Source organism: Streptomyces sp. NPDC004126 (assembly GCF_050275515.1).
Taxonomy (GTDB): Bacteria; Actinomycetota; Actinomycetes; order Streptomycetales; family Streptomycetaceae; genus Streptomyces.
In genome coordinates this window covers 17885-42521 of sequence record NZ_JBNNPF010000030.1, presented here as the reverse complement: position 1 = coordinate 42521, position 24637 = coordinate 17885, and the positions used below count along the sequence as shown (strand labels likewise).

Here is a 24637-nt window from a genome sequence, read left to right as displayed (position 1 = left end):
GACCATGTCGGACAGTCTTCACCTCTGGATGCGTCACGAGGCCCGCCCCACCGAGCGCCGCGCCCCCCTCACCCCCGAGGACGCCGCCCGCCTCGTCGCGGCCGGAATCCGCGTCACCGTCGAGGAGTCGGACCGCCGCGCCTTCCCCCTCACCGCCTACACCGCCGCCGGCTGCGCCACCGCCCCCACCGCCTCCTGGAACGAGCAGGCCCCCGACGACGCGTACGTCCTCGGCCTCAAGGAACTCCCCGCCGGCCCCGGCGCCCCCGCCCTGCGCCACCGGCACATCTACTTCGGCCACGCCTACAAGGGGCAGGCCGGCGCCCGCGAACTGCTCGGCCGCTTCACCGCCGGCGGCGGAGCCCTGCTCGACATGGAGTACCTCACCGACGAAGCCGGCCGCCGCGTCGCCGCGTTCGGCTACTGGGCCGGCTACGTCGGCGCCGCCCTCGCCGTCCTGCACCACCGCGGAGCCCTCACCGCCCCCCTGATCCCCACCGACCGCCCCGCCCTGGACGCCCTCCTCGCATCCGGAGCCGACCCCGCCGACCCCACCGCCGCCCTCGTCATCGGCGCCCTCGGCCGCTGCGGCCGCGGCGCCTGCGACGCCCTCGTCCAGGCGGGCCTGGAACCCACCCGCTGGGACCTCGCCGAGACCCGGAACCTCGACCGCCGCGCCCTCCTCGCCCACGACCTGCTCGTCAACACCGTCCTGACCACCACCCCCGTGCCGCCGTTCCTGACCAAGGCCGACCTCGACGACCCCGACCGCCGGCTCTCCCTGGTCAGCGACGTCACCTGCGACGTCACCTCCGACTGCAACGTCCTGCCGGTCTACGACGAGACCACCACCTGGACCGGGCCCGTCCGCGCCCTCCGCGAGGGCGAACGCCCCCTCGACCTGATCGCCATCGACAACCTCCCCTCCCTCCTCCCCGTGGAGGCCGCCACCGCCTTCTCCGCCGAACTCACCCCGCACCTGCTGCGGCTGGCCGAGTGGGACGGCGTGTGGGCCCGCGCCCTGCACACCTTCGAGACGGCCGTGCGAGCCCAGGAGGCACCCCTTGACCACTGACCGGCAGCCCGCGGCGCCGGCCTCCGGCGCGTCCACTGGATAAGCGGGGGCCCATCCACCAGCTGGGCCGTCTTGGGCCCGTCACGTCAGGGGTGCAACGGCCGGACCATCGCCGTGAGGACGGGGGAGTCAGGGGCGGGCCGGACGGGGCCGATCGCCTTGTAGCCCCACGCCTCGTAGACCCGCTGGACCTTTCCGCCTCCGGCGGCCGGGTTGACCATGAGCGAGGCGTACCGGTCCGTGCGGCCGGCCAGCAGCTCGTCATGGACCCGCCGGGCCAGGCCGGTGCCCCGGTGGGCGACCGTCACGCCGATCTCCCTGAGCGCCAGGGTCGGCGCACGGGTGTACTCCGTGTCCAGGTCGTCGCCGATGCGCGTCCACCAGAGGTCGCCGGCCTCCACGGTGTTGCCGTACGCGTACCCGACCGGCCGGTCCCCGGCGTCGAAGGCGAGGACGGCCGCGAAGCCGGGGGTCTGGCCGTAGCGCTCCAGCCGCTCGGCCAAAGCCCGCAGGGAGTAGTTCGGCAGGTGCAGCAACGGTGCGCGGACGTCGGCGTACGCCTCGACGAGCGGACCCCGGGCCTGCCGCACGTCGGTGAGCCGGCGCAGTCGGGTCGTCATGTGGTGTCCCCAGGTGCTGCTGCTTCGACGGGTTGTGTGCGCTGGGCGAAGGCCCCCGGCCAGAGATTACAGATCCCGCACCATGACCGCGTAGACGGGGGAGTCGTCGGAGGGCTGGGCTTCGGCCCGCTTCTCGTAGCCCCACTTCTCGTACAAGGCCTGCACCTTTGTATGGGTGGAGTCGACAAGGAGCGTCGCGAAGTCCCCGTCGATGGAATGGAGCAGCGCGTCGTGGATGCGTTGTGCGCGGCCCGTGCCCTGCCACTGGGGTGTCACCATCAACTCGGAGAGGGCGAAGATCCGGCCCCGCACGCCCTTGGGCCGGTCCGTCCCCTTCCACCAGCCGCCCGGCTTGAACTGCGATCCGTAGGCGTATCCGACCGGCCCGTCGCCCTCCCAGCCTGAGACACACGTCCAGTCCTCGCGCGCCGACCACAGGTCGACGAAGTAGGAGAACCGTTCGCGCGAATGGAACGGGTCGGGAACGTTCGCGTACACCTCGTCGTGGATGTCCAGCAGCAGGGAGCGGACGTCCGGTGCGTCGGCGTGCGTGTACCACTTCAGGTCCATCGGCGTGACTCCTCGATCCAGCTCACGACCTCAGGCGCCTTCGTGCCTGTGGCCTCGATGACTTGGCGGGTTCCGGCGAGCGTGTTCGCCGTACGCTGTGACCCGGAGTCCGGCAGCAGCATCCCGTAGGCCCGCTGTCCGGTCGCGCACGCGAGTTCCACTTCTCCCTGTCGTGCCTGAGCCAAAGACAGGTGTGCCGTGTACAGGGCCCTGTTCCGGATCATCTCCGCCGGCATGGCGGCGAGAGTGCGGTGAAGGCAGGACTCGGCCCTCGCGTGGTCTCCAAGGGCTGTCCACACGTACGACGACAGGGCGTCGTACTCGGCCTGGCTGTAGAACGAGATCCATCCCGACTGCTTCCCCCGCGGGGCAGGTACGAACGCTTTCTCGGCCAGGCTCAGGGCGTGCAGTGACTCCAAGGGCTGGGAGAGCCTGGCCAGAGCGTTGGCCCGCCGCATGTATCCGAGCGACGCGAACAACGGATCACGTCGGGCAGCCGACGAACGCTTCATCACCTCCGCGCCGGCCGCCGCCTCGGCGTGATCCTCACGCTGGCTGGAGGTGAGCATCAGGTGGTCCCAGACCCGGTACATGGTCTCGGCGTCGCGGGCGAGGCCCGCGAGGGTGAATGCCCGGTCGAGATGGGCACGGGCGCGTCGGGGTGCGCTCGCGTCGATGGCGGCGAAGGCGGCCAGGCACGTCACGTCGGATGCGAGTCGGTACATCTGGCGCTGGACGCGTTCAGAAGCGCCACCGCCGGCGAGTGAGGCTCGAATGCGAGCCGCCAGTTCGACCGCCTTGTGCTCGATCCCCCGGGCACCGCCGAGCTGTGAGTCATCGCGCAGCAGGTGGGTGTACTCCAGGTGGAACCGGTCCGCGTCGGGCTGCCCCAGCCGTGTGTGTCGTGCCGGGGCGGCAGCAGCGACAGCGGTTCCGGTCGCTGCGACAAGGAAGGTACGACGATGCACTGGGTCCTCCGCTGGTGCGGCAGTACGTGGTGGGTCGAACCCTAAATCCGTGGTGGGGCATCCGAAAACCGCTTCCAACGCGGCACATGTACGGCCGATCGGGCGCCTGGTGGAGCCGTTCACCAGGTTGCGCACCGTGCGTGCCGATACCTCGCCCGGCCTTCCCATGATCTTCAACAGAGCGATGTTCATCTGTGAAGCCAACTCGTCCTGGGTGAGGCCGAGTTCGTGCATCTTCTGCTTCAACACGGCGTTGGCTGCCATGGCATCGGAACGTAGCCCGATGCTCACTATCCGCGCCAGGCCGGTCGTAAAGCAGGCGCAAAGTTTTCCGCTCGACGGGCGTGCGGCGGCAAGGTGCTCTTCCTGTTCCCTCACGGCCGCCGGCGCTTGACTGGTCACACGGAACGGGAACACCTCGGGCCGGTCGCCCACCCGCTCACAACGGTATGGAGCCGCTTTGACCACTCCACTTCCGCGCGACGTATTGAGTCTGGACACCCCTGACGGCACGGGGACCGCCCCGCTGTCCTTGCCCAGTGCGGACCTGCTCGCGCGGGCGCAGGCAGGTTGGGATCACTTCCTCCTCGGCATGAGGCTGGAGGCGGCGGATGAGTGAGTGCTACGAGTACGTGCCGCACCGTCTGCTCCGCACGCGCGTACGCGACATCGCGTCCGGGGTCGAGGGGGAGCTGATGGCCGTGGTCAACGAGAACGTTTTCGACACGGGCATGGAGCGCTGGGTCGAGCTCGCGTACATCCGGGGCGCGTCCGGGCGGGAGTTCACCACCGCCGTCGGGAACGTCGAGCCCGTGTGACGGGTCGTGACCCGGTCCCGGGGAGGGGGCGGCCGCGGGCCGCCCCCTCCGCACGTGTCCGCCGCCTCAGGCGCGCGACGGTGCCAGGAGCGGCGGTACGGCCTCGGTGGCGGAGGGCGGCTCGGGCGGGGTGCCGTCGCCGAAGGGGCGCCCGCCCAGCGCCTCGCGGCCGTGCGGTTCGAGCCAGCCCGACGGGTCGGGGCCGGCCGGCACGATCCCGGACGGGTTGATGTGGCTGTGCACGACGTAGAAGTGCTGCTTGATGTGGTCGAAGTCGACCGTGTCCCCGAAGCCGGGCGTCTGGAACAGGTCCCGGGCGTACGCCCACAGCACCGGCATGTCCGAGAGCCGCTGCCGGTTGCACTTGAAGTGGCCGTGGTAGACGGCGTCGAAGCGCACCAGCGAGGTGAACAGCCGGATGTCCGCCTCGGTGATCGTGTCCCCGACCAGGTAGCGGGAGCCCGCCAGCCGCTCCGAGAACCGGTCGAGACGGTCGAAGAGCGCCCCGTACGCCTCCTCGTACGCCTCCTGGGACTTGGCGAACCCGGCGCGGTACACGCCGTTGTTCACGTCCGTGTAGATCTCCTCGTTGACCGCGTCGATCTCCGTCCGCAGCGCCGCCGGGTACAGCTCCGGCGCCCCCTCGCGGTGGTACGCCGTCCACTCCAGCGACATGTCCAGGGTGATCTGCGCGTAGTCGTTGGTGACCACCTCGCCGCTCGGCACGTCCACGATCGCGGGCACCGTGATGCCCCGGTCGTAGTCGGGGAAGCGGGCGAAGTAGGCCTCCTGCAGGCGCTCTATCCCCAGCACCGGGTCGCGGCCGTCCGGGTCCAGGTCGAAGGTCCAGCTGCGCTTGTCGTGCGTCGGCCCGGCGACGGCCAGCGGCAGGGCCTTCTCCAGCCCGAGGAGCCGGCGGACGATCGTCGCGCGGTGCGCCCAGGGGCAGGCGCGGCTCACCACGAGGCGGTAGCGGCCGGGCTCCACGGGGAAGCCGTCGCGTCCGTCGGCGGTGATCCGGGTGGTGATGTACCGGCTGTCCCGCGTGTATCCCTTGTCGGGGCGTACGTTGCTCATCCCCGGGGCCTACCCAGGAACCGCGGCCCCGAGCAACCGCTCGACCGGAGCTCGACCGTCCCTCGTCCGCAGCCGCCCCGGTCTCAGACCAGGGCGAGGACGGCGACGGCGGGGGCGGCGTAGACCATCGGGAACACCGCGTGGCCGAAGGCGCGGGCCTTCAGGACCGTGATCACGGCGCCGGTGAAGTACAGCACCAGCCCGACGGCGGCGGCGATCCCGACCGCCGGGACGAAGAACCCGGCGAGGAGGCCGAGCGCGCCCGCGATCTTGGCGGTCGCGAGCAGGTTCCACCAGCTGCGCGGGACGCCGTACTGGGCGAGCGGCTCGACGGTGAACTTGGCGCCGGCGAAGATCGAGGCGCCCGAGAAGCCGGCCATGAAGGCGGCGACGACGGTGACGACGGTGGCGGTGGTGGACATCGGGGGCTCCTCGGGGGCGTTCTCGCTTGCTTCGACACCCCTGTGACCCGCCGCCCGGCGCGGATGTGACAGCCCGCCGGAACTTTTCCCGGCGGGCCGGTCCCGCCTCCGGCACGGGCGACGGGAGCCGCCCCGGCGCGCCTTTGCGCCCGGACGGCTCCCGTGGGTCCTTCCGCGCGGGGCCCGCGGCTACTCGGCGACGTAGGTGTGGCCGCTGTAGGCGTACACCAGGAGTTCGAGCTCCAGCTCCGGGTCCACCACGGTGCCCCCGGTGGGCTCGAAGTGTTCGTACCGGTTGCCGTTGAGGACCTTCACCTTCGCGGTGGTGTCCTCCACGTAGCGGATGCGGTCCAGCTCTTCGGCACTGGAAGAGGGTCCGCCGCTGAGTATGACGTTCGGGCTCTGCACTGTCATGGTCGTCGTCTCCTTCGGCCGGGTGCGGAGGCAGCAGCCTCACTGCCTGCCGCACAGGATCGGGTGTACCGCTAAAGCCGGTCTAAAACCGGTTCGAAAGCGGAGGAACCGTACGCCTCACGACGCCCATGAACCCGGGGAGCGGAAGTCCCCGTCGGCCGGGGGCCAAGGGGCGCGGAACGGCCGCGGCTCGGGCGCGGCGATCTCGGAGCCCATCATCCGGGCGGTGAGCAGCATGGCGATGGCGGCGACCTCCTCCAGAGTCGGGGACCCGCCGACCACGTGGAAGGCCGCCTGCTGGAGCTGGGCCTCGGCGGGGCTCACAGGGGGAGGTTCCCGTGCTTGCGGCTGGGGCGCGGCGCGTGCTTGCCGCGCAGCATCTCCAGCGCGTCGATGAGCCGGGACCTGGTCTCGGCGGGGTCGATGACGTCGTCCACAAGGCCTCGTTCCGCGGCGTAGTAGGGGTGCATGAGCTCGGCTTGGTATTCCTTGATCTTCATCTGGCGCACCGCGTCGGGATCGTCGGAGGCCGCGATCTCGCGGCGGAAGATGACGTTCGCGGCGCCCTCGGCGCCCATCACGGCGATCTCGTTGGACGGCCAGGCCAGCGCGATGTCCGCGCCGATGGAGCGGGAGTCCATGACGATGTACGCGCCGCCGTAGGCCTTGCGCAGGATCAGCGAGATCCGCGGCACGGTGGCGTTGCAGTACGCGTACAGCAGCTTGGCCCCGTGCCGGATCACCCCGCCGTGCTCCTGGCCCACGCCCGGCAGGAAGCCCGGTACGTCGACCAGCGTCACCAGCGGGATGCTGAAGGCGTCGCAGAACTGCACGAACCGCGCGGCCTTCTCGCTCGCCTGGATGTCGAGGACGCCCGCCATGGAGGAGGGCTGGTTGGCGACGATGCCGACGGTCTGCCCGCCGAGCCGGGCGAGGGTGCAGACGACGTTCTGCGCCCAGCCGGCATGGATCTCGAAGTGCTCGCCGTGGTCGACGACCTCCTCGATCACCTCGCGGATGTCGTACGACTGGTGGGGGCGCGACGGCACCAGGTCGGCCAGGCGCTCGCAGCGCCGGCCGGGCGGGTCCTCGGTGTCGCCGGCCGGCGGCAGCTCGCGGTTGTTGGCGGGCAGCAGCGACAGCAGGTAGCGCACGTCCTCCAGCGCGCTCTCCTCGTCGTCGTACGCGAAGTGCGCGACGCCGGAGGTCCCCGCGTGGCTGTCGGCCCCGCCGAGGGTCTCACTGGTGACGGCCTCGCCGGTGACCGCCTGGACCACGTCGGGTCCCGTGATGAACATCTGCGAGGTCCCGCGGACCATGAAGACGAAGTCCGTCAGCGCCGGGGAGTACGCGGCCCCGCCGGCGCACGGGCCCATGACCACGGAGATCTGCGGGATCACCCCGGAGCTGCGCACGTTGCGGGTGAAGATGCCGCCGTACCCGGCGAGCGCGGTGACGCCCTCCTGGATGCGGGCGCCGGCCCCGTCGCACAGGCCCACCAGGGGCGCCCCGGTGGTCTCGGCGAGGTCCATCAGCTTGTGGATCTTCTGGGCATGGGCCTCGCCCAGTGCGCCGCCGAAGATCCGGAAGTCGTGGGCGTACGCGAAGGCGGTCCGGCCGTGGACCAGCCCCCACCCCGTGATCACGCCGTCGGTGTGCGGCTTCTTGTACTCCAGGCCGAAGCCGGTGGCACGGTGCCGGCGCAGCCCTTCGATCTCGGTGAACGTCCCCTCGTCGAAGAGGAGTTCGAGGCGTTCGCGGGCGGTCAGCTTCCCCTTGGAGTGCTGGGCCTCGGTCGCCTTCTCGCTCGGACCCCGTACCACCTGCTCCCGCAGGACGGCGAGCTCCGCCGTGCGTTCCCTCAGGGACGAGTACCGGATCTCCTCCTGGGTGCTCATGAGGGCCCCTTTCGTCGCGGACGCGCCGGTCCGGCCGGTGCGCGGCGACGAGCGTCCGGCGCCGGGCTAAAGCCGGGCTTGCACGCCGCCGCCGGGACCCGCCGCACGCTCCGCACGCGGTCCGGGGCACCCCTACCTCGCCCGTGCGGACCCCACTGCATGCGCCGCGACCGGGACTTCGGTGGCCGGGATGCGTATCAGTGGAACGTCACGTCCGAACCGCCGGAGGCCTCTGTGAAGGAAATCCTCGACGCGATCGCCGCGTCGACCGCATCTGGCAGCGGAACTCCCGCTGTCACCGCCGCCGACTTCGCGGCCCTGCCGCTGCCCGAGTCGTACCGTGCGGTGACCGTGCACAAGTCGGAGACGGACATGTTCGCGGGCATCGCGACCCGCGACCGCGACTCCCGCAAGTCCCTGCACGTCGAGCAGGTACCGCTGCCCGAACTCGGGCCCGGCGAGGCCCTGGTGGCCGTCATGGCCTCATCGGTCAACTACAACACCGTCTGGAGCTCGATCTTCGAGCCGCTGCCGACCTTCGGCTTCCTGGAGCGCTACGGCAGGATGTCCCCGCTCGCGGCGCGCCACGACCTGCCGTACCACATCCTCGGCTCCGACCTCGCCGGCGTCGTGCTGCGCACCGGCCCCGGCGTCAACCGCTGGCACCCCGGCGACGAGGTCGTCGCGCACTGTCTGTCCGTGGAGCTGGAATCGGCCGACGGGCACAACGACACGATGCTCGACCCCGAGCAGCGCATCTGGGGCTTCGAGACCAACTTCGGCGGCCTGGCGGAGATCGCCCTCGTCAAGTCCAACCAGCTGATGCCCAAGGCGCGCCACCTCACCTGGGAGGAGGCCGCCTCCCCGGGCCTGGTCAACTCCACCGCCTACCGCCAACTGGTCTCCCGCAACGGCGCCGGCATGAAGCAGGGCGACAACGTCCTGATCTGGGGCGCCAGCGGCGGCCTCGGCTCCTACGCCACCCAGCTGGCCCTGGCGGGCGGCGCCAACCCGATCTGCGTCGTCTCCTCCCCGGAGAAGGCCGACATCTGCCGGGCCATGGGCGCCGAGGCGGTCATCGACCGCAACGCCGAGGGCTACAGGTTCTGGAAGGACGAGCGCACCCAGGACCCGCGCGAGTGGAAGCGCTTCGGCAAGCGGATCCGCGAGCTGACCGGCGGCGAGGACGTGGACATCGTCTTCGAGCACCCGGGCCGCGAGACCTTCGGCGCGTCCGTCTACGTCACCCGCAAGGGCGGCACCATCGTCACCTGCGCCTCGACCTCGGGCTACATGCACGAGTACGACAACCGCTACCTGTGGATGTCCCTCAAGCGGATCGTCGGCTCGCACTTCGCGAACTACCGCGAGGCCTGGGAGGCCAACCGCCTCATCACCAAGGGCAAGATCCACCCCACCCTCTCCAAGGTCTACCCGCTGGAGGAGACCGGCCAGGCCTCCTACGACGTCCACCGCAACCTCCACCAGGGCAAGGTCGGCGTCCTCGCCCTCGCCCCCGAGGAAGGCCTCGGCGTCCGCGACCACGAGAAGCGCGCCCGGCACCTCGACGCGATCAACCGCTTCCGCGACGGCCGTACGCTGCCGGAAACCGGATGACGGGGACGAGGGCCGCCGGGGCCGCCGTCCCCGGCGGCCAGGTGGCCCTCGCCCACGACGACGAGCTCCCCCCGGGCGGTGAGCTGCGCGCCCTGCTGGAGGACGTCCTCGCGGAGGTGCGCGGCGCCTGCCCGCCCCTCGGCCCGCACCCGCCCGCCGTGGTGAGCGGCGCCCACGTCGTCGACCCGCCGTTCTACGGCAGCGGCGACATCGGGCGGGTCGCCGTCTGCGCCACCGTCAACGAACTCGCCGCCGCCGGCGCCCGCCCCCTCGCCCTGACCCTGTCGGCGGTCGTCGAGGCGGGCCTGCCGCTGGAGCGCCTGCACCGCCTGGCCCGCTCCGTGCGCGACGCCGCCCGCGAGGCCGACGTGGTGGTCGCCGGCGTGGACGTCCGGGTCGTGCGCGCCGGCGAGGCGGACCAGGTCTACCTGCACACCACCGGCATCGGCGCCTTCCACGGCGCCCCGCCGCACACCCCGGGCGCCCGCCCCGGGGACCGCGTCCTGCTCAGCGCCCCGCTCGGCGGACACGGCGCCCACATCCTGTCGGTGCGCCGCGGCCTCGGGTTCGAGAGCCTCGTCCCCAGCGGCTGCGCGCCGCTGGCCGGACTGCTCGAACGGGCCCGCGCGGCCGCGTCCGGCGACGGGATCCGGGCCGTACGCACCGTGGCGCGCGGCGGCCTCGCCGCCGCGCTGCACGCGTACGCCCGCGAACTGGGCCACACCCTGCGCGTCGAGGAGAGCGCGCTGCCCGTGCAGTACGAGGCCCGGATGGCCCTGGAGGCCATGGCCGTCGACCCGCTGCACGCCTCCAGCGAGAGCTGCCTGTGCCTGCTCGTCGCGCCGGACGCCGTCCCCGGTGTCCTGGCCGCGCTGCGCACCCACCCGTACGGGCGGTTCGCCGCGGAGATCGGCACGGTCGTCGCGGACGGCGCCGCCCCGGTCGAGCTGCTGCGCGACCGGGGCGGAGCGGTGCCCGTGCTCGTCACGCCCGAACCGGCGGCCTTCCCCCGGCTGGCGTGAACCCCGCCCCGGCCACCGCCCGCACCGGGCCGGCGGGCGCCGTGTCGGCCGGCACCGTCTCGGCCGCGGGCCGGAAGCCGCGCAGCAGGACGAGTCCGGCCGCCGCGGCCAGCGCCGGGAGCAGCCCCATCCCCGCCAGGACGCCCCAGGCGGTGCCGGAGTCCTGGCCGGTGGCGTGCCCGGTGTCGGAGGAGACGTAGCCGGACGCCTGCAGCACCAGCCCCATCAGGAACGGCCCGACGGCCATGCCCAGCGCCTCCCCGGCGCTGAACAGGCCCGACATCGCCCCGGCCCGGCTGCGCCCGGTGCGGACGGCGTCCCCGGCCGCGCACTCGGCGAGCATCGCGTAGAGGAACAGCAACTGCCCCGCGTGCCCGGTGCCGACGACGAGGAGCGCCACCGGCGCCCAGAACGCCGGCATGACGGGCGCGGCCGGCAGCAGCAGGGCGCCCCCGGCGAACAGGGCGCAGGACAGGACGAGCACCCGCCGGTGGCCGTGCCGGGCGGCCACGCGGGACCACAGGGCCGTGGTGAACAGGTTCGGCAGGACGAACGCGGCGACCAGCACCCCGGTCATCGCGGGCCGCCCCAGGACGTGTTCGGCGTAGTAGGGGCAGCCGGCCAGCAGCACCCCGGTGCCGACGACGAGGACCATCGCCCCGCGCAGCAGCGCGGCGAAGTGCGGGTCGGCGCGGAGCACGGCGAACCAGGCGCGGGGCCCGGCGCCGCCCGGCGTGCCGGGCGCGGTGGCCCCACGGGGTGTCCGCGAACTCGCGCCCGCCCCGCGATCCGGGCGGACGGCGCCACTGCGCGGCCACCCGCCGGAGGTCCCGAAGAACACCCCGAGCGTCCCGACGGCGACGACGAGGGCGCCGAACAGCCCGGCCCAGCGGTGCCCGGACAGGCCCCCGCCGCCCGCCTCGACGACGGCGGGCGCGGCCGATCCGGCGACCAGGGCGGCGACGGCGATGCCGGCCACCCGGCCCCCCACCAGCCGCACCCGGTCCCGTGCGCTCGTGGCGATCTCGGCGGGCAGGGCGGCGTACGCCACCTGGAAGAACGCGAACGCGGTCGCCGTCAGCAGGAAGCCCGCGGCGGCCCACAGCGCCCCCGCCGACCCGCGCGCGGCCCCCGCGAACATCAGGGCGAAGGCCGCGGCCACACCGAGGCCGCCGCCCAGGACGTGGCCCCGGCGCGGGCCCCACCGGCCGCGGGTCCGGTCGCTGATCCGCCCCGCGTACGGGGTGAGCAGCACGTCCCAGACCTTGGGCACCAGGACGACGGCCCCCGCCGCGGCGGCGCCGACGCCGAGGGTGTCGGTGAGGTAGGGCAGCAGGAGCAGACCGGGCAGCGTGTTGAAGGCTCCGGTGACCAGGGAGCCGGAGGCGTAACCGAGACGTGTACGGGCGGACATGCCCCGATCGTCGCCGCGCCGGCCCGGCCCCCACCAGTCGGTGCTTCTCCCCTTTTCCGCAGGTCGCGGCGGTCCCCGGGCGGCCGTCCCGGACGGCCCGTCAGGGAACACCCCGACACCCGGCACCCGTCCCGCGGGTGGCCCTCCGCAGTAGTTGACATGCAGGTAGTGACGGTCCGGCGGCCCTGTGCGCGGTGACGCCCGTCCGCGAGGCTGCCGGAGGGGGAAAGCGCACACGAGGGGGATTACGTTGCCTGACCAGCAGCAACCTTTGACAGCGGCCCGGACGAGGGACCTCGCGGTCCTCTACCGCGAGCTGCGGCTGGCCGGTGAGGGGCCCCGGTTCGTCCGGCTGACCGGCGAGCCGTGGAGCGGCAAGAGCCGGCTGCTGCGGCAACTGGCCGCCACCGCGCACAAGGAGGGGTGGACGGTGGCGTCCGGGCGGATGCCCAGGGCGGGCCGGAGCCGGCCCTTCGCGGTGGTGGCCGACGCCCTGGACGACCATCTGGCCCGCGCCGACGGCACGTTGTTCGAGCGGCTCGGCGAGGCGCGCACCCGTGCGCTCGCGCCGGTGTTCCCGGCCCTCGCCACCCTGCCGGGCGCCGGTGAGAAGCCCGACCCCGGCGCGGTGGTCCGCGCCCTGCGCTTCCTGCTGGGGCTGCTGGGGGAGCGCGGGACCCTGCTGGTCCTGGACGACGTGCACCGGGCCGGCCCCGAGGTCCTCGACCTGCTCGACCACCTGGTCCGGCATCCGCCGACGGGCTCCGTGCTGACCGTCTTCGCGCACCGCTCCGTGCCCGGGGGCCGCCACCTGGCGGCCGTCCCGTACGACGCGCCCGGCGTCCGCCACCTCGCCCTGGGCCCGCTGCCCCCGGCCGACGCCCGCGCCCTGCTGCCGCCCGGGACGCCGCCGCTCGCCGCCGAGCTGGTGCTGCGCGACGCGGCGGGGGTGCCGGGGCTGCTGCACGCCCTGGCCCGGGGCGCCGGGCCGGGCCCGTCCTTCCACGCGACGGCCGAACTGGCCACGGGCGTACCGCCGGTGCTCGCGCCCGACTCGATCGACCTGCACACGCTGTCGTCGCTGGGCTGGCGCTGCGCCTGCGCCGCCGCCCTGCTCGGCGACCCGTTCACCGCCGCCGCGCTCGCCCGCACCGCGGGCGTGCCGCTGGAGCAGGCGCTGGCCGGGCTGGACGAACTGCACGGCGAGGGGCTGGTCCGGCCCGACGGCGCGGCCGGAACGCGGTTCCGCTTCGTCCGTCCGGCGGTACGGGCGCTGGTCCACCACGCCTCGGGGGCCGGCTGGCGCAGTGCGGCGCTGGGGCGCGCCGTGGACGCGCTGAGGGCGGGGGCCGGTACCCCGGCCGGCCCGCAGGACGCCCCGGGGGAAGCCCCGGGGGACGCTCCGCGGGACGAGGACGCCGGGGCCGCCGCGGCCCGCCGGACGCTGGCCGCGCACCTCGAACACGCCGCCGGGATCGGCCTGGAGGACGTCCGGGCCCTGGCGCTGAGCGCCCGCGAGGGCCTGTACACCCGGCCCGCGCGCTCCGCCGCCGCCCTGCGCCGGGTGATGGCCACCGGCCCGGTACCGGTGGAGGTCCGCCTGCTGCTCAACAAGGCGCTGGCGCTGTCGGGCCGGCTGGAGGAGGCGGTGCGCGGCTACGAGGAGACCGGACCGCGCTCGCACGAGGACCGGCTGCCCGGCGGCCGGACCGACACGGCGGTGTGGCAGGCCCGAGCCCTGCGCTGGAGCGGCCGCCACGCGCGGGCCCGGTCGGTGCTCGACGGGGACGGGGGCCTGCCCCCGGGGGGTCCCGCCGCCGAAGCGGAACGGGCGGCGCTGGCCCTGGAGCCGGCGGCCGGGGCGGACCCGGGAGAGGCCCGCGCGGCGGCCGAGCAGGCCCTGCGGACGGCCCCGGCGGACGATCCCGGGGCGCGGGCGCACGCGTACGCGCTGCTCGCCGCCGCCTGCGCGGCGGCCGGTGACGTCGAACCGGCCCGGGCCGCGGCGGACGCGGCGCACGCGCTGCTGGCGCGGACCGGGGAGCCGGAGCGGGCCGCGCACCTGGAGGCGCTGCGCTGGCTGGGGGCGGCCGAAACCGGGCTGGGCGAGCCCGAGCGGGCGGGCCGGCACGTGGAGCGGGGCCTGGCGGCGGCCCTGGAGTACGGGCAGGCGCATCTGGCGGGGCTGCTGGCCCTGGGACTCGCGGAGGCCGCGCTGGCCGCCGGGGACGCCGCGGGGGCGCGGGCGCGCATCCGGCTGGCGGCCGCGCTCGCGGAACAGACCGCCGTGCCCGCTCTCGCGGCCGCAGCCCGGGAGGCGGAGCACCGCACCGGGGTGCACGTGGGAGGGCCCCACGACGCGAGCCGGCTGTCCCTGCTCAGCGAGCGGGAGCGCATCGTCACCGGGCTCGTGGGAGAAGGGCGTACGAACCAGCAGATAGCGGCCCGGCTGGACATCAGCGTGAAGACCGTTGAGACGTATATGAGCCGCATCTTCAAGAAGCTCGGGATGAATTCCCGGACCCAGGTCGCACACGTCGTCGGGATGAGCGCCAATATCCGCTGACCACCGCCGGATGCAAGTGATACGGGCGGTATGTTTTGCATATCCCCTTGGCCTATTCACGCCGAAGCCCCGCCGGTTTTCGGAAAAACTTTTCCGAAAACCGGCGGGGCGAACGGTCCGGCTCTACCGGCGGGGGATCCGGGAGCCCGTGCCCCAGATCATGCCCCCGCGCGCTTGTGGCCTGCTAAAGGATGAGGTTCAGGGGCAGGTGAGCTCCCAGCGGTCGTCCATCGGGCAGTTGACGACCGCCTCGCTCACGCGCAGGTCGGCGAGGTTCTTCGGCGCGGTCACCGTGATCTTGGTAACTGCCTCGGACGCCTGGGCCGCATTGGTCCAGGCCATACCCCATACGCCGAACGCGAGAACGATGGCGGTTGTGGCATTTCGGATGGATGCGCTGCTCATGTCTAACCCCCGTGTCGACAACTTTCGTTTGCAGGAACATCCTGACCAGCAGTCACGGCCGGTCCAAGCCAAAAGGGCAGGCGTAAAGTTGCCTGGCAGCAAGTCCTGTCAGCACATGGGGGTGTCAAACGGGATGTCGGGGAGTTCCCTACACGGGTCCGAGTTCGGCGAGTTGGACGACGCGAGCGCGTCCGCCTACCAGCACGCCGTCCTGTTGGGGCGTTTCGTCCGTTCGGAGATCGCGTCCGCTCTGGGGGTGACGGAGCAGGAGGCCGGCCGGGTGGAGGAGGCGCTCACCACGCTCCGCCTGCTCCGGCCGATGCCCGGCCGGCCGGACGAGCTGGTCCCGGTGAGCCCGGACGCGGCGGCGGCGGATCTGGTGGGCCCGGCCGAGGCCGAGATCCGCGAGATGCAGCAGGCGGTGAGCAGCGTCAAGACGCAGATGCTGGGACTGCTGCCCGCCTACTTCGAGACCCGCCGCAGGCGCAATCAGGCGGAGGCGTTCGACGTCATCAGTGACGTGGGAGTGCTCCAGGCGATGCTGGACGACTGGGGCACGCGCTGCCGCGTCGAGCTGCTGACCTCCCAGCCGGGGGGATCACGCCGGCCCGGCGCCATGGAGACGGCCCTGCCGCTGACCCTCGACCGGCTGCACCGCGGCGTGCACGTCCGGCACCTGTACCAGCACACCGTCCGCAGCGACCTGGCGACGACCGACTACGTGCGCGCGGTCACGGCCGAGGGCGCCGACGTGCGCACCACGGACGAACTGGTCGACCGGATGCTCATCTACGACCGCGAGGTCGCCTTCCTGCCCGAGCAGCACGTGGAGGGCCGCTCCCCGGGCGCGATCGTGGTCCGCGAGCCCACGCTCGTCGCCTTCCTGTGCAAGGTCTACGACCACATGTGGGCGGGGGCCGCGCCGTTCACCCCGGGGGAGGAGGACGCCACCGACATCGCCGACGACCTCAAGCGGTCGATCATCCGGCTCATGGCACAGGGCCACAAGGACGAGATGGTGGCCCGCCGGCTCGGCATGTCGGTGCGCACCTGCCGCCGCCACATCGCCCGGATCATGGAGGAGATGGAGTCCACCAGCAGGTTCCAGACCGGGGTCAACGTCGCGCTCTACGGGCTCCTCGGCGCCGACTTCTCCCCCTCGGGAGAGGCCGCGGGAGAGGCCGCGGGAGAGGCCGCCGGGCTGGGTACTAGCTGACGGACAGCAACCTGCCAGCTTCCACGGCTGGTTCCCTCCGCCGGACCCCCGGCAGCCTGGTCCCTGCGGCCCCGGCACCCGGCGGGGCCGGAGGGAGGGCCAGCCATGGACACCGCCGTCATCGCCGCGGGACCGACTGCCGCCAGGGCCGCCGCGCGGCACCTGGTGCACCGTCCGCAGCCCTGGGAGCGGCACGGCGGTGCCGCCGCGCCGCCCGTGGCGGAGGAGTTCGTCCTGCTGGGCGACCTGACCTCCGGCCACCCGCTGTTCGACGACGGCCCGGCGCACTTCCACGACGTGGTGGCGGCGGCCGACATGCTCCGCGAGGTCGGCGAGTTCATCGGCCGCACCCACTTCCGGGTGCCCGGGAACCGCACGGGCATCTTCTACCGGGTGGGCATCGAGACCGGTGACATCGGACCGTGGCGCACCCGGCCCGGGGCCGCGCCCGCGCGGCTGGCCACCACGATGAGCGTCCGCCCCGACAAGGTCATCGACGGGGTGCCCCGCGCACTGGAGTTCCGCACCGCCCTGGAGATCGACGACGTGCCCTGCGGCACGGGCACCGCGAACCTGGTCTTCCTCGCCCCGATGGTGCACCGCAACCACCGCGAGCACAGCCGGCTGGCCGCGCTCTCCTCGGCCGCCGGAGAGGACCGCCCGGCCCCCGCCGGCGCCCCGGTCGACGCCGAGGAGGTGGGGCGCCGCGATCCGGCCAACGTCCTGCTGCACGGCCCCTCCGGACCCCGCGACGGCCGGCTGTCCGTCGGGGTGTCCGTGCCCCCGCACTGGCTCGGCGGGAGCGCCGCGCGCGACGGCCACGTGCCCGCGCCGGCGCTGCTGGAATCCCTGCGCCAGACCTCCCTGCTGGCCGTGGGACGCGGCCACTGCCTCGAACCCGGGCGCAGTGCCCTCGCCTCGCTCCAGGTCCACGTCCGCGGATACGCCGAGGCCGACCTGCCGCTGCGCTGCGCCGCGGTGACCGGCAGACCGGGACGGGACGCCGCGGGCCGGCGCACCGCACCCCTCACCCTGACCCTCACCCAGGCCGGCCGCACCGTCGTGGAGGCGACCACCGTGGTCGTCGAGGACCACTGACCGGAGTCAGCGGGCGGCGGCCCGCAGCGCCAGCCCCAGGGCCTCGGCGGCCTCGGAGTCGAGCATCGTGGTGATCTCGGTGTCCAGGGTCCGGCCCAGCCCCGCGTCGTACACGGCCGCGCTGACGCAGAACGCGACGCCGCCGACGTCGAGGCCGTACGTGCGGAAGGCCCACTCGGTGCCCGACCCGGGCGTGCCGTCCGGCCGGTGCACGCGGGCCGGTCGGTCGTCCGGCCCGAAGCCGAACTCGGTGAACCGGAACTGCATGCCCTGCCCGATGGCCTTGCTGTAGGCCTCCTTCAGGGTCCACAGCCGCACCAGTCGCGGATTGCGGTCCGCCGGGTCCAGCCCGGTGAGGTGCAGGCGCTCGGCCGGGGTGCAGATGTGCCGGTCCAGGCCCTTGCTGTAGATCTGGCGGTCCGCGAGCTCCGCGTCGACACCGACGAGCCCGCGCGTCGTCAGGCCCACCAGCAGCAGGTCCCCGGTGTGGCTGAGGCTGATGTCGATCTGGTCGCAGCCGCGCAGGTACGGCCGCCCGGTGGGCCCGTAGGTGAGTTCGAGGTCCGCCGCGTCGGCGTGCAGGGCCGCCGCGGCCGCGTGCTTGAGGAGCCGGCGCGAGGCCGCGTACCGCTCCCGGATGTCCTCGTGCGCCATGCCGCTGTAGCGGGCCCAGTCGCGGCCCAGCACGGCGCGCAGCGCGGGCCCGTCGGGGTCCCGGGGACGCCAGTCCGCGAGGGTGCCGTGCACCAGGGCCGTCCCGTGGGCGCGCAGGTCCGCGCGGACCGCCTCCCAGTCGGTGCCCTCGGCGCGCACCGCGATCGGCTCGCCCGGCGGCAGGGACGCCGCAGCGTTCACAGCGCACCGCCCCGGGGCACGGGCCGGGCGCCGGCAGCGGCCAGGACCTCGGTGTGGATCTGCGCGATGCTGCGGGCCCGCAGCACGGCGGAGACGGGCACGCGGCTCCCCGTCTCCTGCTCGATCAGCATGACCAGCCGGAGCAGGTGCACGGAGTCCCAGGACGGCAGGGCGTCCAGGTCGGCGCGGGCCTGCTCCTCGGTCAGCTCCAGTCCCAGTTCGTCGCCGATCAGGGCGAGGAAGCCCGGAAGATCAGCGGGTGGTTCAGGCAGGCTCATCGTCGTCCCCTCCGAGGCGCGGATCGGTGGTCAGGTGGTCGGGTACGGGGGGCAGCTGCGCCAGGTCGTGGCGGTAGTGCAGCGAGCCGTCGGGGTCCCCGGCGGTCTCGGTGAAGCCCAGTGAGGGGTAGAAGCCGGCCGCCCTGCCGTTCTTGGCGGTCGGCCGGTAGCGGGCGTGCACGGCCGGCAGGCCGCGGGCGGCCGCGTGCGCCAGCAGGGTCGCGAGGACGGCCTGCTCGACCCCGCGCGCGAACACCCGGCAGCTGAGCCAGAAGCCGTCCAGGTGCAGCCCGTCGTCCGCGTACCGGCCGAGGACCGCGCCCGCCAGGCCGCTGTCGCCGAACCGGTCGCCGACGTGCACCCCGAGCAGCAGGCCCGCCCGGTCGGCGGCGAGGGCGGCGACGCGCTCCGCGCCGAGCCGCTCGCCGGTCAGGTTGAACTGGTTGGTGCGCAGCGACAGCTGGACGATCCGGTCCCGCTCGTGCGGCCGCGGCGGCGCGATCCGGACGCGGACGCCCAGACCGCGCAGGTACTCCTCGTACGATCCGCTGCCGTGCTCCAGCTCCGCGCGGGCGGCCGCCTCGTGGTAGCGGGCGGTCCGGGCGAGGTCGTCGCCGGTCAGCCGGGGGGTGTCGAACCAGCCGTCGGCCAGCAGCCGGGTGACGTGCAGGGCCGGTTCCGTGCCCAGCGGCACCACGGCGGCGGCGGGCAGCCGGGCCCGCACCAGGGCGCGCTCGGCGGGGGAGTCGTCGGCGAAGACCAGCGCGTCGGCGCCGATGCCGAGCGCGGCGGCGATGTCCCGCAGATTCCCGTCCTTGGGCTCCCAGTTGGCGTGGACGCGTACGAAGTCCCGCTCGCGCAGCACCATGTCCGGGTGGTCGCGGAGCACCCCGAGGACCGGAGCGGAATCGTTCTTGCTGCTGATCGCGAGCAGCACCCCCTGGGCGGCGAGCTGCCGCGCGGTCCGCTGCAGGGCCGCGTGCGGCTCCCCGGCCAGGGTGCCGGCGGCGGCGGTGATCCCCTCGGGGCCGTCGTCGCCGAGGATCCCCGCCCACAGGGTGTCGTCCAGGTCCAGGACCAGGCACTTGCGGGTCATGCCCCGGTGGGCGCGCAGCACGTGCACGGCCTCCCGGGCGTAGGCGGCGAGCAGCTGCTCGGTGTACGGGGCGTGCGTGTACAGGGCCAGGCGCGGGTCGGCGGCCGGGCCGCCGTCGGCGATCAGCGGCTCCAGGTCGACCACGGCCACCGTCGGGTGCTCGGCGGCCAGCCGCAGCAGCCGGGCGTTGAACTCCCGCCACACCGCCGCGAGCAGGGCCCGCTCCCGCTGACCGACGAGCTGCTGGAGCCGGATCCGGGGCAGGGGCAGGGTGTTCAGGACGAGCGGACCCGCGGGGTCCGCGGCGTGCGCGGCGGCGACCGCGCGCAGCCGCTCCAGCAGCCGGGCGCAGCCGGCCTCCGCGTCCTGCCAGGTCCACGGCTCCGGGAGCTCGTCGAAGACGGCACCCGCGTCGAGCACGCACAGCGTCAGGTCGGGCCGCCGGCGGCGCAGTTCGCCGCCGTCGAGCAGGTCGCGCAGGTAGGCGCCGTGGTCCCCGGACAGCACCTGGGGGAGCAGCCCGTGCCGGGCCAGCTCGGCGACCAGCGGGTCGGTGAGCTGGACCAGGGTGGAGTGCCCGGTGACGGCCACCGTGACCCGGGGGGTGTCCGGGTGGTGGGCGAGGACGTCGTCGGCCGGGACCGCGGCGAGGACCCGGCCGGCCCGCACCAGGTCGGTGCGGACGGCCTCGGGCTCCCGGTCCCCGTGGTCGGTCAGCTCGGCCAGCAGCGGAGCGACGCGGGGCCATTGCGCGGCGAGCCGGCCCGCCCGGCGCAGGGCGCGCAGCTCCCGCACCGGGTCGGGGGGCGCCGCGGGACCCGCGGGCACGGTGGCGGCGGTGGCGGCGGTGGCGGGGGAGGCGGGGGAGGCGGTCATCCGGTGCCGTCCGTCTCCGGGACCCGCTCCAGCGCCAGGCCGCCCTTGATCCACTTGCTGGACTCGACCACCACGGCCAGCGCCCGCTCGCCGTCGCCCAGCTCCCCGGCGAGCCGGTCGAGCTGGATCAGCGGCAGGGCGTTGCCGGTGTTCCCGGTGTCGGCCACGCAGGACACCTCACGCAGCTCCGGTACGTCCAGGTGCTCGGTGATCCGGGCCGTCATCCGGCCCGAGAGCTGCGGGGGCAGGACGTAGTCGAGGTCCTCGCGGCACCAGCCGGAGGAGGTCAGCAGCTCCCAGAAGATCTCCGAGGCCATGGCGGGGACGCTCTCCTCGATGGCCTTGTAGTCCTCGAACAGCATCTGCCGGCCCGAGCTGTGGCGGGCCACGCCCTGCCAGTCGACGATCTGGCCGGGGGCGCGGCCCCGCCCGGTGAAACGGTGCAGCAGACCGCGTACGGCGATGGCCTCGCCGACGGGCTCCGAGGCCACCACGGCCGCGCCCGCCCCGTCGCCGAACAGCACGTAGTTGACGAGCTCCTCGGTGGGCAGGCTGACCGCCTCGCGGCCGGGGTCCAGGAACCGGTCGGTGACGTCCCCGCCGACGACGAGGCCCGCACGGTGGCCGCCCGCGAGCAGTGCGCGGGCCACGTCCAGCGCCTGCACGGCGCCCGAGCAGCCCGCCTGCAGCTGGAAGGCGGGCAGGTGGCTGAGGCCCAGCCGGTCGGCCACCACCGTCGCGGTGGTGGGCAGCAGGGTGTCGGGCGTGGCGGTGGCCAGGATCAGGAAGTCGAGGTCGGCGGGGGCGAGTCCGGAGCCCGCCAGGGCGCGCCCGGCGGCCTCGGCGCACAGGTCGGCGAGGCTGTGGGTGAGGGTGCCGGTGCCCAGGTCCCAGCAGAAGTGGCGGCTGCGCGTCCCCACGAAGAGGTCGATCCACTCCTCGCTGATCCCGAACACCTTGCCCAGCGTGGTGTTGTCCACCGGGTCGCCGGGCAGGGCGGTGCCCGTGCCCACGACGTACAGGGCGGTCTCGGTCACTTGTGTCACGGTCGTACCCCCACACTGATCCACTCGCCGACGAAGTCGGCCAGGGTGCCCACCGAGCGCAGCGCGGGCAGGAGTTGCTGCACCGCGATGCCGCCGGCCTGCGGCAGCGAGGTCTCGATCCGGTCCTTGAGTTGCATGATCATTACAGAGTCGAAGCCGAGGTCCTCATAGAACCTGGAGTTCCGGTCGACCCGTTCGGGCGCGTAGTCCCCCACCTCCACCACGGCCCCCACGACGGCGGCCAGCACCGGGTCCGCGGACCCGTCGCTTCCGCCGCCCTCCGCCGCGGCCGGCACCGGTCCGGCGGCCGCCCCGGCCGAAGTCGCCGGGGTCGCCGCCGGGGCCGCCGCCGGGGCCGCGGCCGGGCCCGAGGGCACCTGCGGGCGGGCCGCCGCGGCGTGCCAGAACCGGTGCTCGGCGGAGAAGGCGTACGGGGGAAGCCGCTCGGTGGTCCGCCAGACGGGCTCGTACAGCTCGTCCCACTGCGGCTCCAGCCCGGACCGGTACAGCGCGGCGACGGTCTCGGCCAGGTCGCGGGCCGTAGCGTCCCGGCCCGGCGACGGATGCAGCAGCCGGATCCCGTCGGCCAGCCCGGACCGTCCCGCCAGCTGGATCAGCTGCGGCGCCGGGCCGATCTCCACGAGCGCGGTCGGGGCGGTCCGCGCCACCAGGTCGGCCAGCGCGTCCGCGAACAGCACCGGCCCCGCCGCCTGCGCCGCCCAGTAGGCGCCGTCCATCGGCTCGTCGGCCAGCAGCCGCCCGTACCGGGTGGAGGCGACGGGGATGCGCGGCGCGGCGGGCGTGATCCCCGCGGCGGCCGCGGCCAGCGGCTCCAGCACGGGATCCATCAGCGGCGAGTGGAAGGCGTGCGAGACGCCGACCGCACGGCAGTGCGTACCCCGCCCGCGCAGCACCCCGGCGACCCGCTCCAGCTCCGCCACCCCACCCGACAGAACGGTGTTCCGCGGGCCGTTGACCGCCGCGAGCGACACCCCCGTCCCGCGGCCGAGGAACTCCTCGACCGCCTCCCGCCCCGCCCGCACCGACAGCATGCCGCCGCCCTCCGGCAGCGCGTCCATCAGCCGGGCCCGCTCCGCGACCAGCCGGGCCGCCTCCTCCAGGGTGAGCACCCCGGCGGTCACGGCCGCCGCGAACTCCCCGACGCTGTGCCCGAGCACGACGTGCGGCCCCGCGCCGAGGCCGCCCAGCGTGGCCGCCAGCGCGTGGCCGACCGCGAACAGGGCAGGCTGCGCCCAGCGGGTCCGGTGCAGGTCCGGATCCCCGCCGAGGACCAGGTCGCGCACCGAACGGCCCAGGTGCGGGGCGAGCGCCGCGTCGGCCTCGTCCAGCGAGCGCCGGTACAGCGGAGACTGCCGGTACAGGGCGGCCGTCATCCCCGGCTCCTGGACGCCCTGGCCGGTGAAGAGGAACCCGATGACCGGCGGACGCCAGGCCCGGTCGGCGATCCCGGCGGCCAGCCGCCCGTCCTCGGCCGCCGCGCGCAGCGCCGCCGCCAGCTCGACCGTGTCCGTCGCGGTGAACGCCGCCCGGTAGGGCAGCCCGGTCTTGACCCGGTTGCTGGTCCAGCACAGCGCCGCGGCGTCCCCGCGCGGGCGGGCGGCCACCGCCTCCGCCTGCGCGGCCAGGTTGCGGCGCAGCGCCTCGGGGGTGTCGGCCGACAGCGTGAACACCCCGGCCGGCGCGGCCGCCGCCCGGCGGCGTCCCGTGCGGGCCGTACGGGGCGCCGCCGCGAGCACCGCGTGCGCGTTGGTCCCGCCCATGCCGAAACTGCTCACGCCCGCCACGACCTCGCCGGCCGGCAGCCGCACCGGAGCCTTCAGCAGGGCCAGCCCCCGCTCGGCGAGCCGCAGCTGCGGGTTCTCCCGGTCCGCGTACCGGCTCGCGGGCACGATCCGGTGGTGCAGCGCGAGCGCCACCTTGATCAGCCCGGCGATGCCCGAAGCCCCCTCCGTGTGCCCCAGATTGCCCTTGACGGAGCCGATCGCGCACGGCTCCGCGCGCGGCACGTCGTGCACCTCGCCCAGCGCCCCGCACTCGATGACGTCGCCGAGCGCCGTACCCGTGCCGTGGGCCTCGACGAACCGCACTTGGTCGGGGGTGACCCCGGCCCGCCGGTACGCGGCCGCGACGACCTCCCGCTGCGAGTGCCGGTTCGGCGCGGTGACGCCGTTGCTGCGCCCGTCCTGGTTGACGGCCGTGCCCCGGACGACGGCGTAGACCCGCTGCCCGTCGGCGAGCGCGTCCTCCAGCCGCCGCAGCACCACCACCCCCACGCCGTCACTGCGCGCGATGCCGTTGGCGTCGGCGCTGAACGGCCGGCACCGGCCGTCCGGCGAAGCCAGCCCCATCTGCGCGTACACCAGCCCCAGCGCCGGCGTCAGCACCAGGTTGACCCCGCCGGCCAGCGCCGTCCCGCACTCCCCGGACAGCAGCGAGTTCACCGCCAGGTGCACGGCGACCAGCGAGGACGAGCAGGCCGTGTCCACGGACAGGCTCGGCCCCTTCAGGTCGAGGTGGTACGAGATGCGGTTCGCGGCCATGCCGGCGCTGGACCCGGCACCCAGCTGCGGCGTCACGCGCCCGTAGTCGCCCAGGTGCAGCTGGCCCCACTCGCTGCCCATCATGCCGACGAACACCCCGGTGTCACCGCCCGCAAGGGACCGCGGGGAGCGCCCCGAGTCCTCCAGGGCCCGCCACGCGCACTGCAGCAGCAGCCGCTGCTGCGGGTCCATCGCCGCCGCCTCGCGCGGCGACACGGTGAAGAAGTCGTTGTCGAACACGTCGGCGTCGTCGATGAAACCGCCGCGCACCGGCGTCTCGTACCCGGGCCCGAACCTGCGCGGGCCGGGCTGCTCACCGGTCGCGTCACCGCCGCGCATCAAGAGGTCCCAGTAGGCGTCGGGGCCCGGCGCGCCCGGGAAGACGCAGTCCAGCCCGACCAGGGCGACGGCGCGGGAGCTCACCGGGAGACCCCCGCGGCCGGAACCGTCACGCCCCGCCCGCCGAGGTAGGCGACCAGCGCGACGACCGTCGGGTGGTCCCAGGCCAGCGACGGGTCCACGGCGATGCGGAACGTGTCCTCGATGTCCCCGCACAGGCTCAGCGCCCCCACCGAGTCCATGCCGTACTCGGCGAGCGGCACGGTGGGGTCGATGCTGTCCGGCAGCCGGTCGAGGTAGACGGCGAGGCGGTCGGTCAGCCAGTGGTGCAGCGGGGCCGCGCTGTGCGGCGACACGGACAGGGACATCCCTGGACTCCTTGCGTG

23 protein-coding genes are annotated in these 24637 nt (G+C 74.3%); 7 read left to right on the top strand and 16 right to left on the bottom strand.

The genetic code is table 11. The features are described 5' to 3' along the window. The first annotated feature begins 4 nt into the window (after positions 1-4). Complete coding sequence (locus ACQKM2_RS25855) at positions 5-1075, top strand: saccharopine dehydrogenase (protein WP_427713768.1); 1071 nt, start codon at positions 5-7, stop codon at positions 1073-1075. Positions 1076-1161: 86 nt separating this feature from the next. Here ACQKM2_RS25855 and ACQKM2_RS25850 read toward each other — a convergent pair whose 3' ends face one another. The 3 genes from ACQKM2_RS25850 to ACQKM2_RS25840 form a co-directional block, all read right to left on the bottom strand. Next, positions 1162-1695, bottom strand: a complete 534-nt coding sequence (locus ACQKM2_RS25850; protein WP_427713767.1) for a GNAT family N-acetyltransferase — start codon at positions 1693-1695, stop codon at positions 1162-1164. A 66-nt stretch (positions 1696-1761) separates the two neighbouring features. Next, positions 1762-2265, bottom strand: coding sequence for a GNAT family N-acetyltransferase (locus ACQKM2_RS25845; protein WP_427713765.1), 504 nt, complete (start codon positions 2263-2265; stop codon positions 1762-1764). Then, on the bottom strand, positions 2256-3497 hold the full coding sequence (locus tag ACQKM2_RS25840; RefSeq protein WP_427713762.1) for a helix-turn-helix domain-containing protein: 1242 nt from the start codon (positions 3495-3497) through the stop codon (positions 2256-2258). Before ACQKM2_RS25840 ends, ACQKM2_RS25845 begins: the two co-directional genes overlap by 10 nt. 347 nt (positions 3498-3844) lie before the next feature. Here ACQKM2_RS25840 and ACQKM2_RS25835 point away from each other — a divergent pair, with 347 nt between their 5' ends. Beyond that, a complete protein-coding gene (locus ACQKM2_RS25835; protein ID WP_427713759.1) occupies positions 3845-4051 on the top strand; it encodes a hypothetical protein in 207 nt (68 codons plus the stop codon). A 66-nt stretch (positions 4052-4117) separates the two neighbouring features. Here the strand turns inward: ACQKM2_RS25835 and ACQKM2_RS25830 are convergent, their stop codons facing one another. The 5 genes from ACQKM2_RS25830 to ACQKM2_RS25810 form a co-directional block, all read right to left on the bottom strand. Next, positions 4118-5128, bottom strand: a complete 1011-nt coding sequence (locus tag ACQKM2_RS25830; RefSeq protein WP_427713757.1) for a glutathione S-transferase family protein — start codon at positions 5126-5128, stop codon at positions 4118-4120. A gap of 83 nt (positions 5129-5211) precedes the next feature. Further along, positions 5212-5550 carry a DoxX family protein gene (locus ACQKM2_RS25825; protein WP_427713754.1) on the bottom strand — a complete coding sequence of 113 codons (339 nt, stop codon included), beginning with the start codon at positions 5548-5550 and terminating at the stop codon, positions 5212-5214. Positions 5551-5739: 189 nt separating this feature from the next. Then, a complete protein-coding gene (locus tag ACQKM2_RS25820; protein WP_007269108.1) occupies positions 5740-5964 on the bottom strand; it encodes a DUF5988 family protein in 225 nt (74 codons plus the stop codon). Positions 5965-6081: 117 nt separating this feature from the next. Then, positions 6082-6288 (bottom strand): acyl-CoA carboxylase epsilon subunit, encoded by a 207-nt coding sequence (locus ACQKM2_RS25815; RefSeq protein ID WP_427713752.1) that lies wholly within the window; start codon positions 6286-6288, stop codon positions 6082-6084. Beyond that, entirely contained in the window at positions 6285-7862 is a 1578-nt protein-coding gene (locus ACQKM2_RS25810) for an acyl-CoA carboxylase subunit beta (RefSeq protein WP_427713749.1), read from the bottom strand. The genes ACQKM2_RS25815 and ACQKM2_RS25810 overlap by 4 nt, the downstream gene beginning before the upstream one ends. Before the next feature lie 234 nt (positions 7863-8096). On the opposite strand from ACQKM2_RS25810, the gene ccrA reads away from it, so the two are divergent. Next, entirely contained in the window at positions 8097-9479 is a 1383-nt protein-coding gene (gene ccrA, locus ACQKM2_RS25805; protein ID WP_427713746.1) for a crotonyl-CoA carboxylase/reductase, read from the top strand. Further along, the gene (locus ACQKM2_RS25800; protein ID WP_427713743.1) at positions 9476-10501 is read left to right on the top strand and encodes an AIR synthase-related protein; all 1026 of its coding nucleotides are present in this window, start codon (positions 9476-9478) and stop codon (positions 10499-10501) included. The genes ccrA and ACQKM2_RS25800 overlap by 4 nt, the downstream gene beginning before the upstream one ends. Here ACQKM2_RS25800 and ACQKM2_RS25795 read toward each other — a convergent pair. Continuing rightward, on the bottom strand, positions 10464-11915 hold the full coding sequence (locus tag ACQKM2_RS25795) for an MFS transporter (protein ID WP_427713742.1): 1452 nt from the start codon (positions 11913-11915) through the stop codon (positions 10464-10466). The two genes, ACQKM2_RS25800 and ACQKM2_RS25795, sit on opposite strands and share 38 nt — an antisense overlap. 250 nt (positions 11916-12165) lie before the next feature. Here ACQKM2_RS25795 and ACQKM2_RS25790 point away from each other — a divergent pair, with 250 nt between their 5' ends. Beyond that, complete coding sequence (locus ACQKM2_RS25790; protein ID WP_427713740.1) at positions 12166-14481, top strand: AAA family ATPase; 2316 nt, start codon at positions 12166-12168, stop codon at positions 14479-14481. Positions 14482-14679: 198 nt separating this feature from the next. Here the strand turns inward: ACQKM2_RS25790 and ACQKM2_RS25785 are convergent, their stop codons facing one another. Continuing rightward, entirely contained in the window at positions 14680-14823 is a 144-nt protein-coding gene (locus tag ACQKM2_RS25785) for a hypothetical protein (protein ID WP_165365101.1), read from the bottom strand. Positions 14824-15019: 196 nt separating this feature from the next. Here ACQKM2_RS25785 and ACQKM2_RS25780 point away from each other — a divergent pair, with 196 nt between their 5' ends. Together ACQKM2_RS25780 and ACQKM2_RS25775 are read left to right on the top strand one after the other, a co-directional pair. Beyond that, complete coding sequence (locus tag ACQKM2_RS25780) at positions 15020-16102, top strand: LuxR C-terminal-related transcriptional regulator (protein WP_427713738.1); 1083 nt, start codon at positions 15020-15022, stop codon at positions 16100-16102. 105 nt (positions 16103-16207) lie between these two features. Next, positions 16208-17200, top strand: a complete 993-nt coding sequence (locus ACQKM2_RS25775) for an AfsA-related hotdog domain-containing protein (protein WP_427713736.1) — start codon at positions 16208-16210, stop codon at positions 17198-17200. 6 nt (positions 17201-17206) lie between these two features. Here the strand turns inward: ACQKM2_RS25775 and ACQKM2_RS25770 are convergent, their stop codons facing one another. From ACQKM2_RS25770 to ACQKM2_RS25745, 6 genes are read right to left on the bottom strand one after another with little or no spacing between them, the layout of a single operon-like run. Next, positions 17207-18055: a 4'-phosphopantetheinyl transferase family protein gene (locus ACQKM2_RS25770; RefSeq protein WP_427713735.1), complete on the bottom strand. Its 849-nt coding sequence runs from the start codon at positions 18053-18055 to the stop codon at positions 17207-17209. Beyond that, positions 18052-18333, bottom strand: a complete 282-nt coding sequence (locus ACQKM2_RS25765) for an acyl carrier protein (protein WP_427713733.1) — start codon at positions 18331-18333, stop codon at positions 18052-18054. Before ACQKM2_RS25765 ends, ACQKM2_RS25770 begins: the two co-directional genes overlap by 4 nt. Then, positions 18320-20305, bottom strand: coding sequence for an HAD-IIIC family phosphatase (locus ACQKM2_RS25760; protein ID WP_427713731.1), 1986 nt, complete (start codon positions 20303-20305; stop codon positions 18320-18322). The genes ACQKM2_RS25765 and ACQKM2_RS25760 overlap by 14 nt, the downstream gene beginning before the upstream one ends. Then, positions 20302-21342, bottom strand: coding sequence for a 3-oxoacyl-ACP synthase III family protein (locus tag ACQKM2_RS25755; RefSeq protein ID WP_427713729.1), 1041 nt, complete (start codon positions 21340-21342; stop codon positions 20302-20304). The genes ACQKM2_RS25760 and ACQKM2_RS25755 overlap by 4 nt, the downstream gene beginning before the upstream one ends. Before the next feature lie 5 nt (positions 21343-21347). Further along, positions 21348-24335 (bottom strand): type I polyketide synthase, encoded by a 2988-nt coding sequence (locus ACQKM2_RS25750; RefSeq protein WP_427713727.1) that lies wholly within the window; start codon positions 24333-24335, stop codon positions 21348-21350. Beyond that, on the bottom strand, positions 24332-24619 hold the full coding sequence (locus tag ACQKM2_RS25745; RefSeq protein ID WP_427713724.1) for an acyl carrier protein: 288 nt from the start codon (positions 24617-24619) through the stop codon (positions 24332-24334). Before ACQKM2_RS25745 ends, ACQKM2_RS25750 begins: the two co-directional genes overlap by 4 nt. Between the last annotated feature and the right edge of the window lie 18 nt (positions 24620-24637).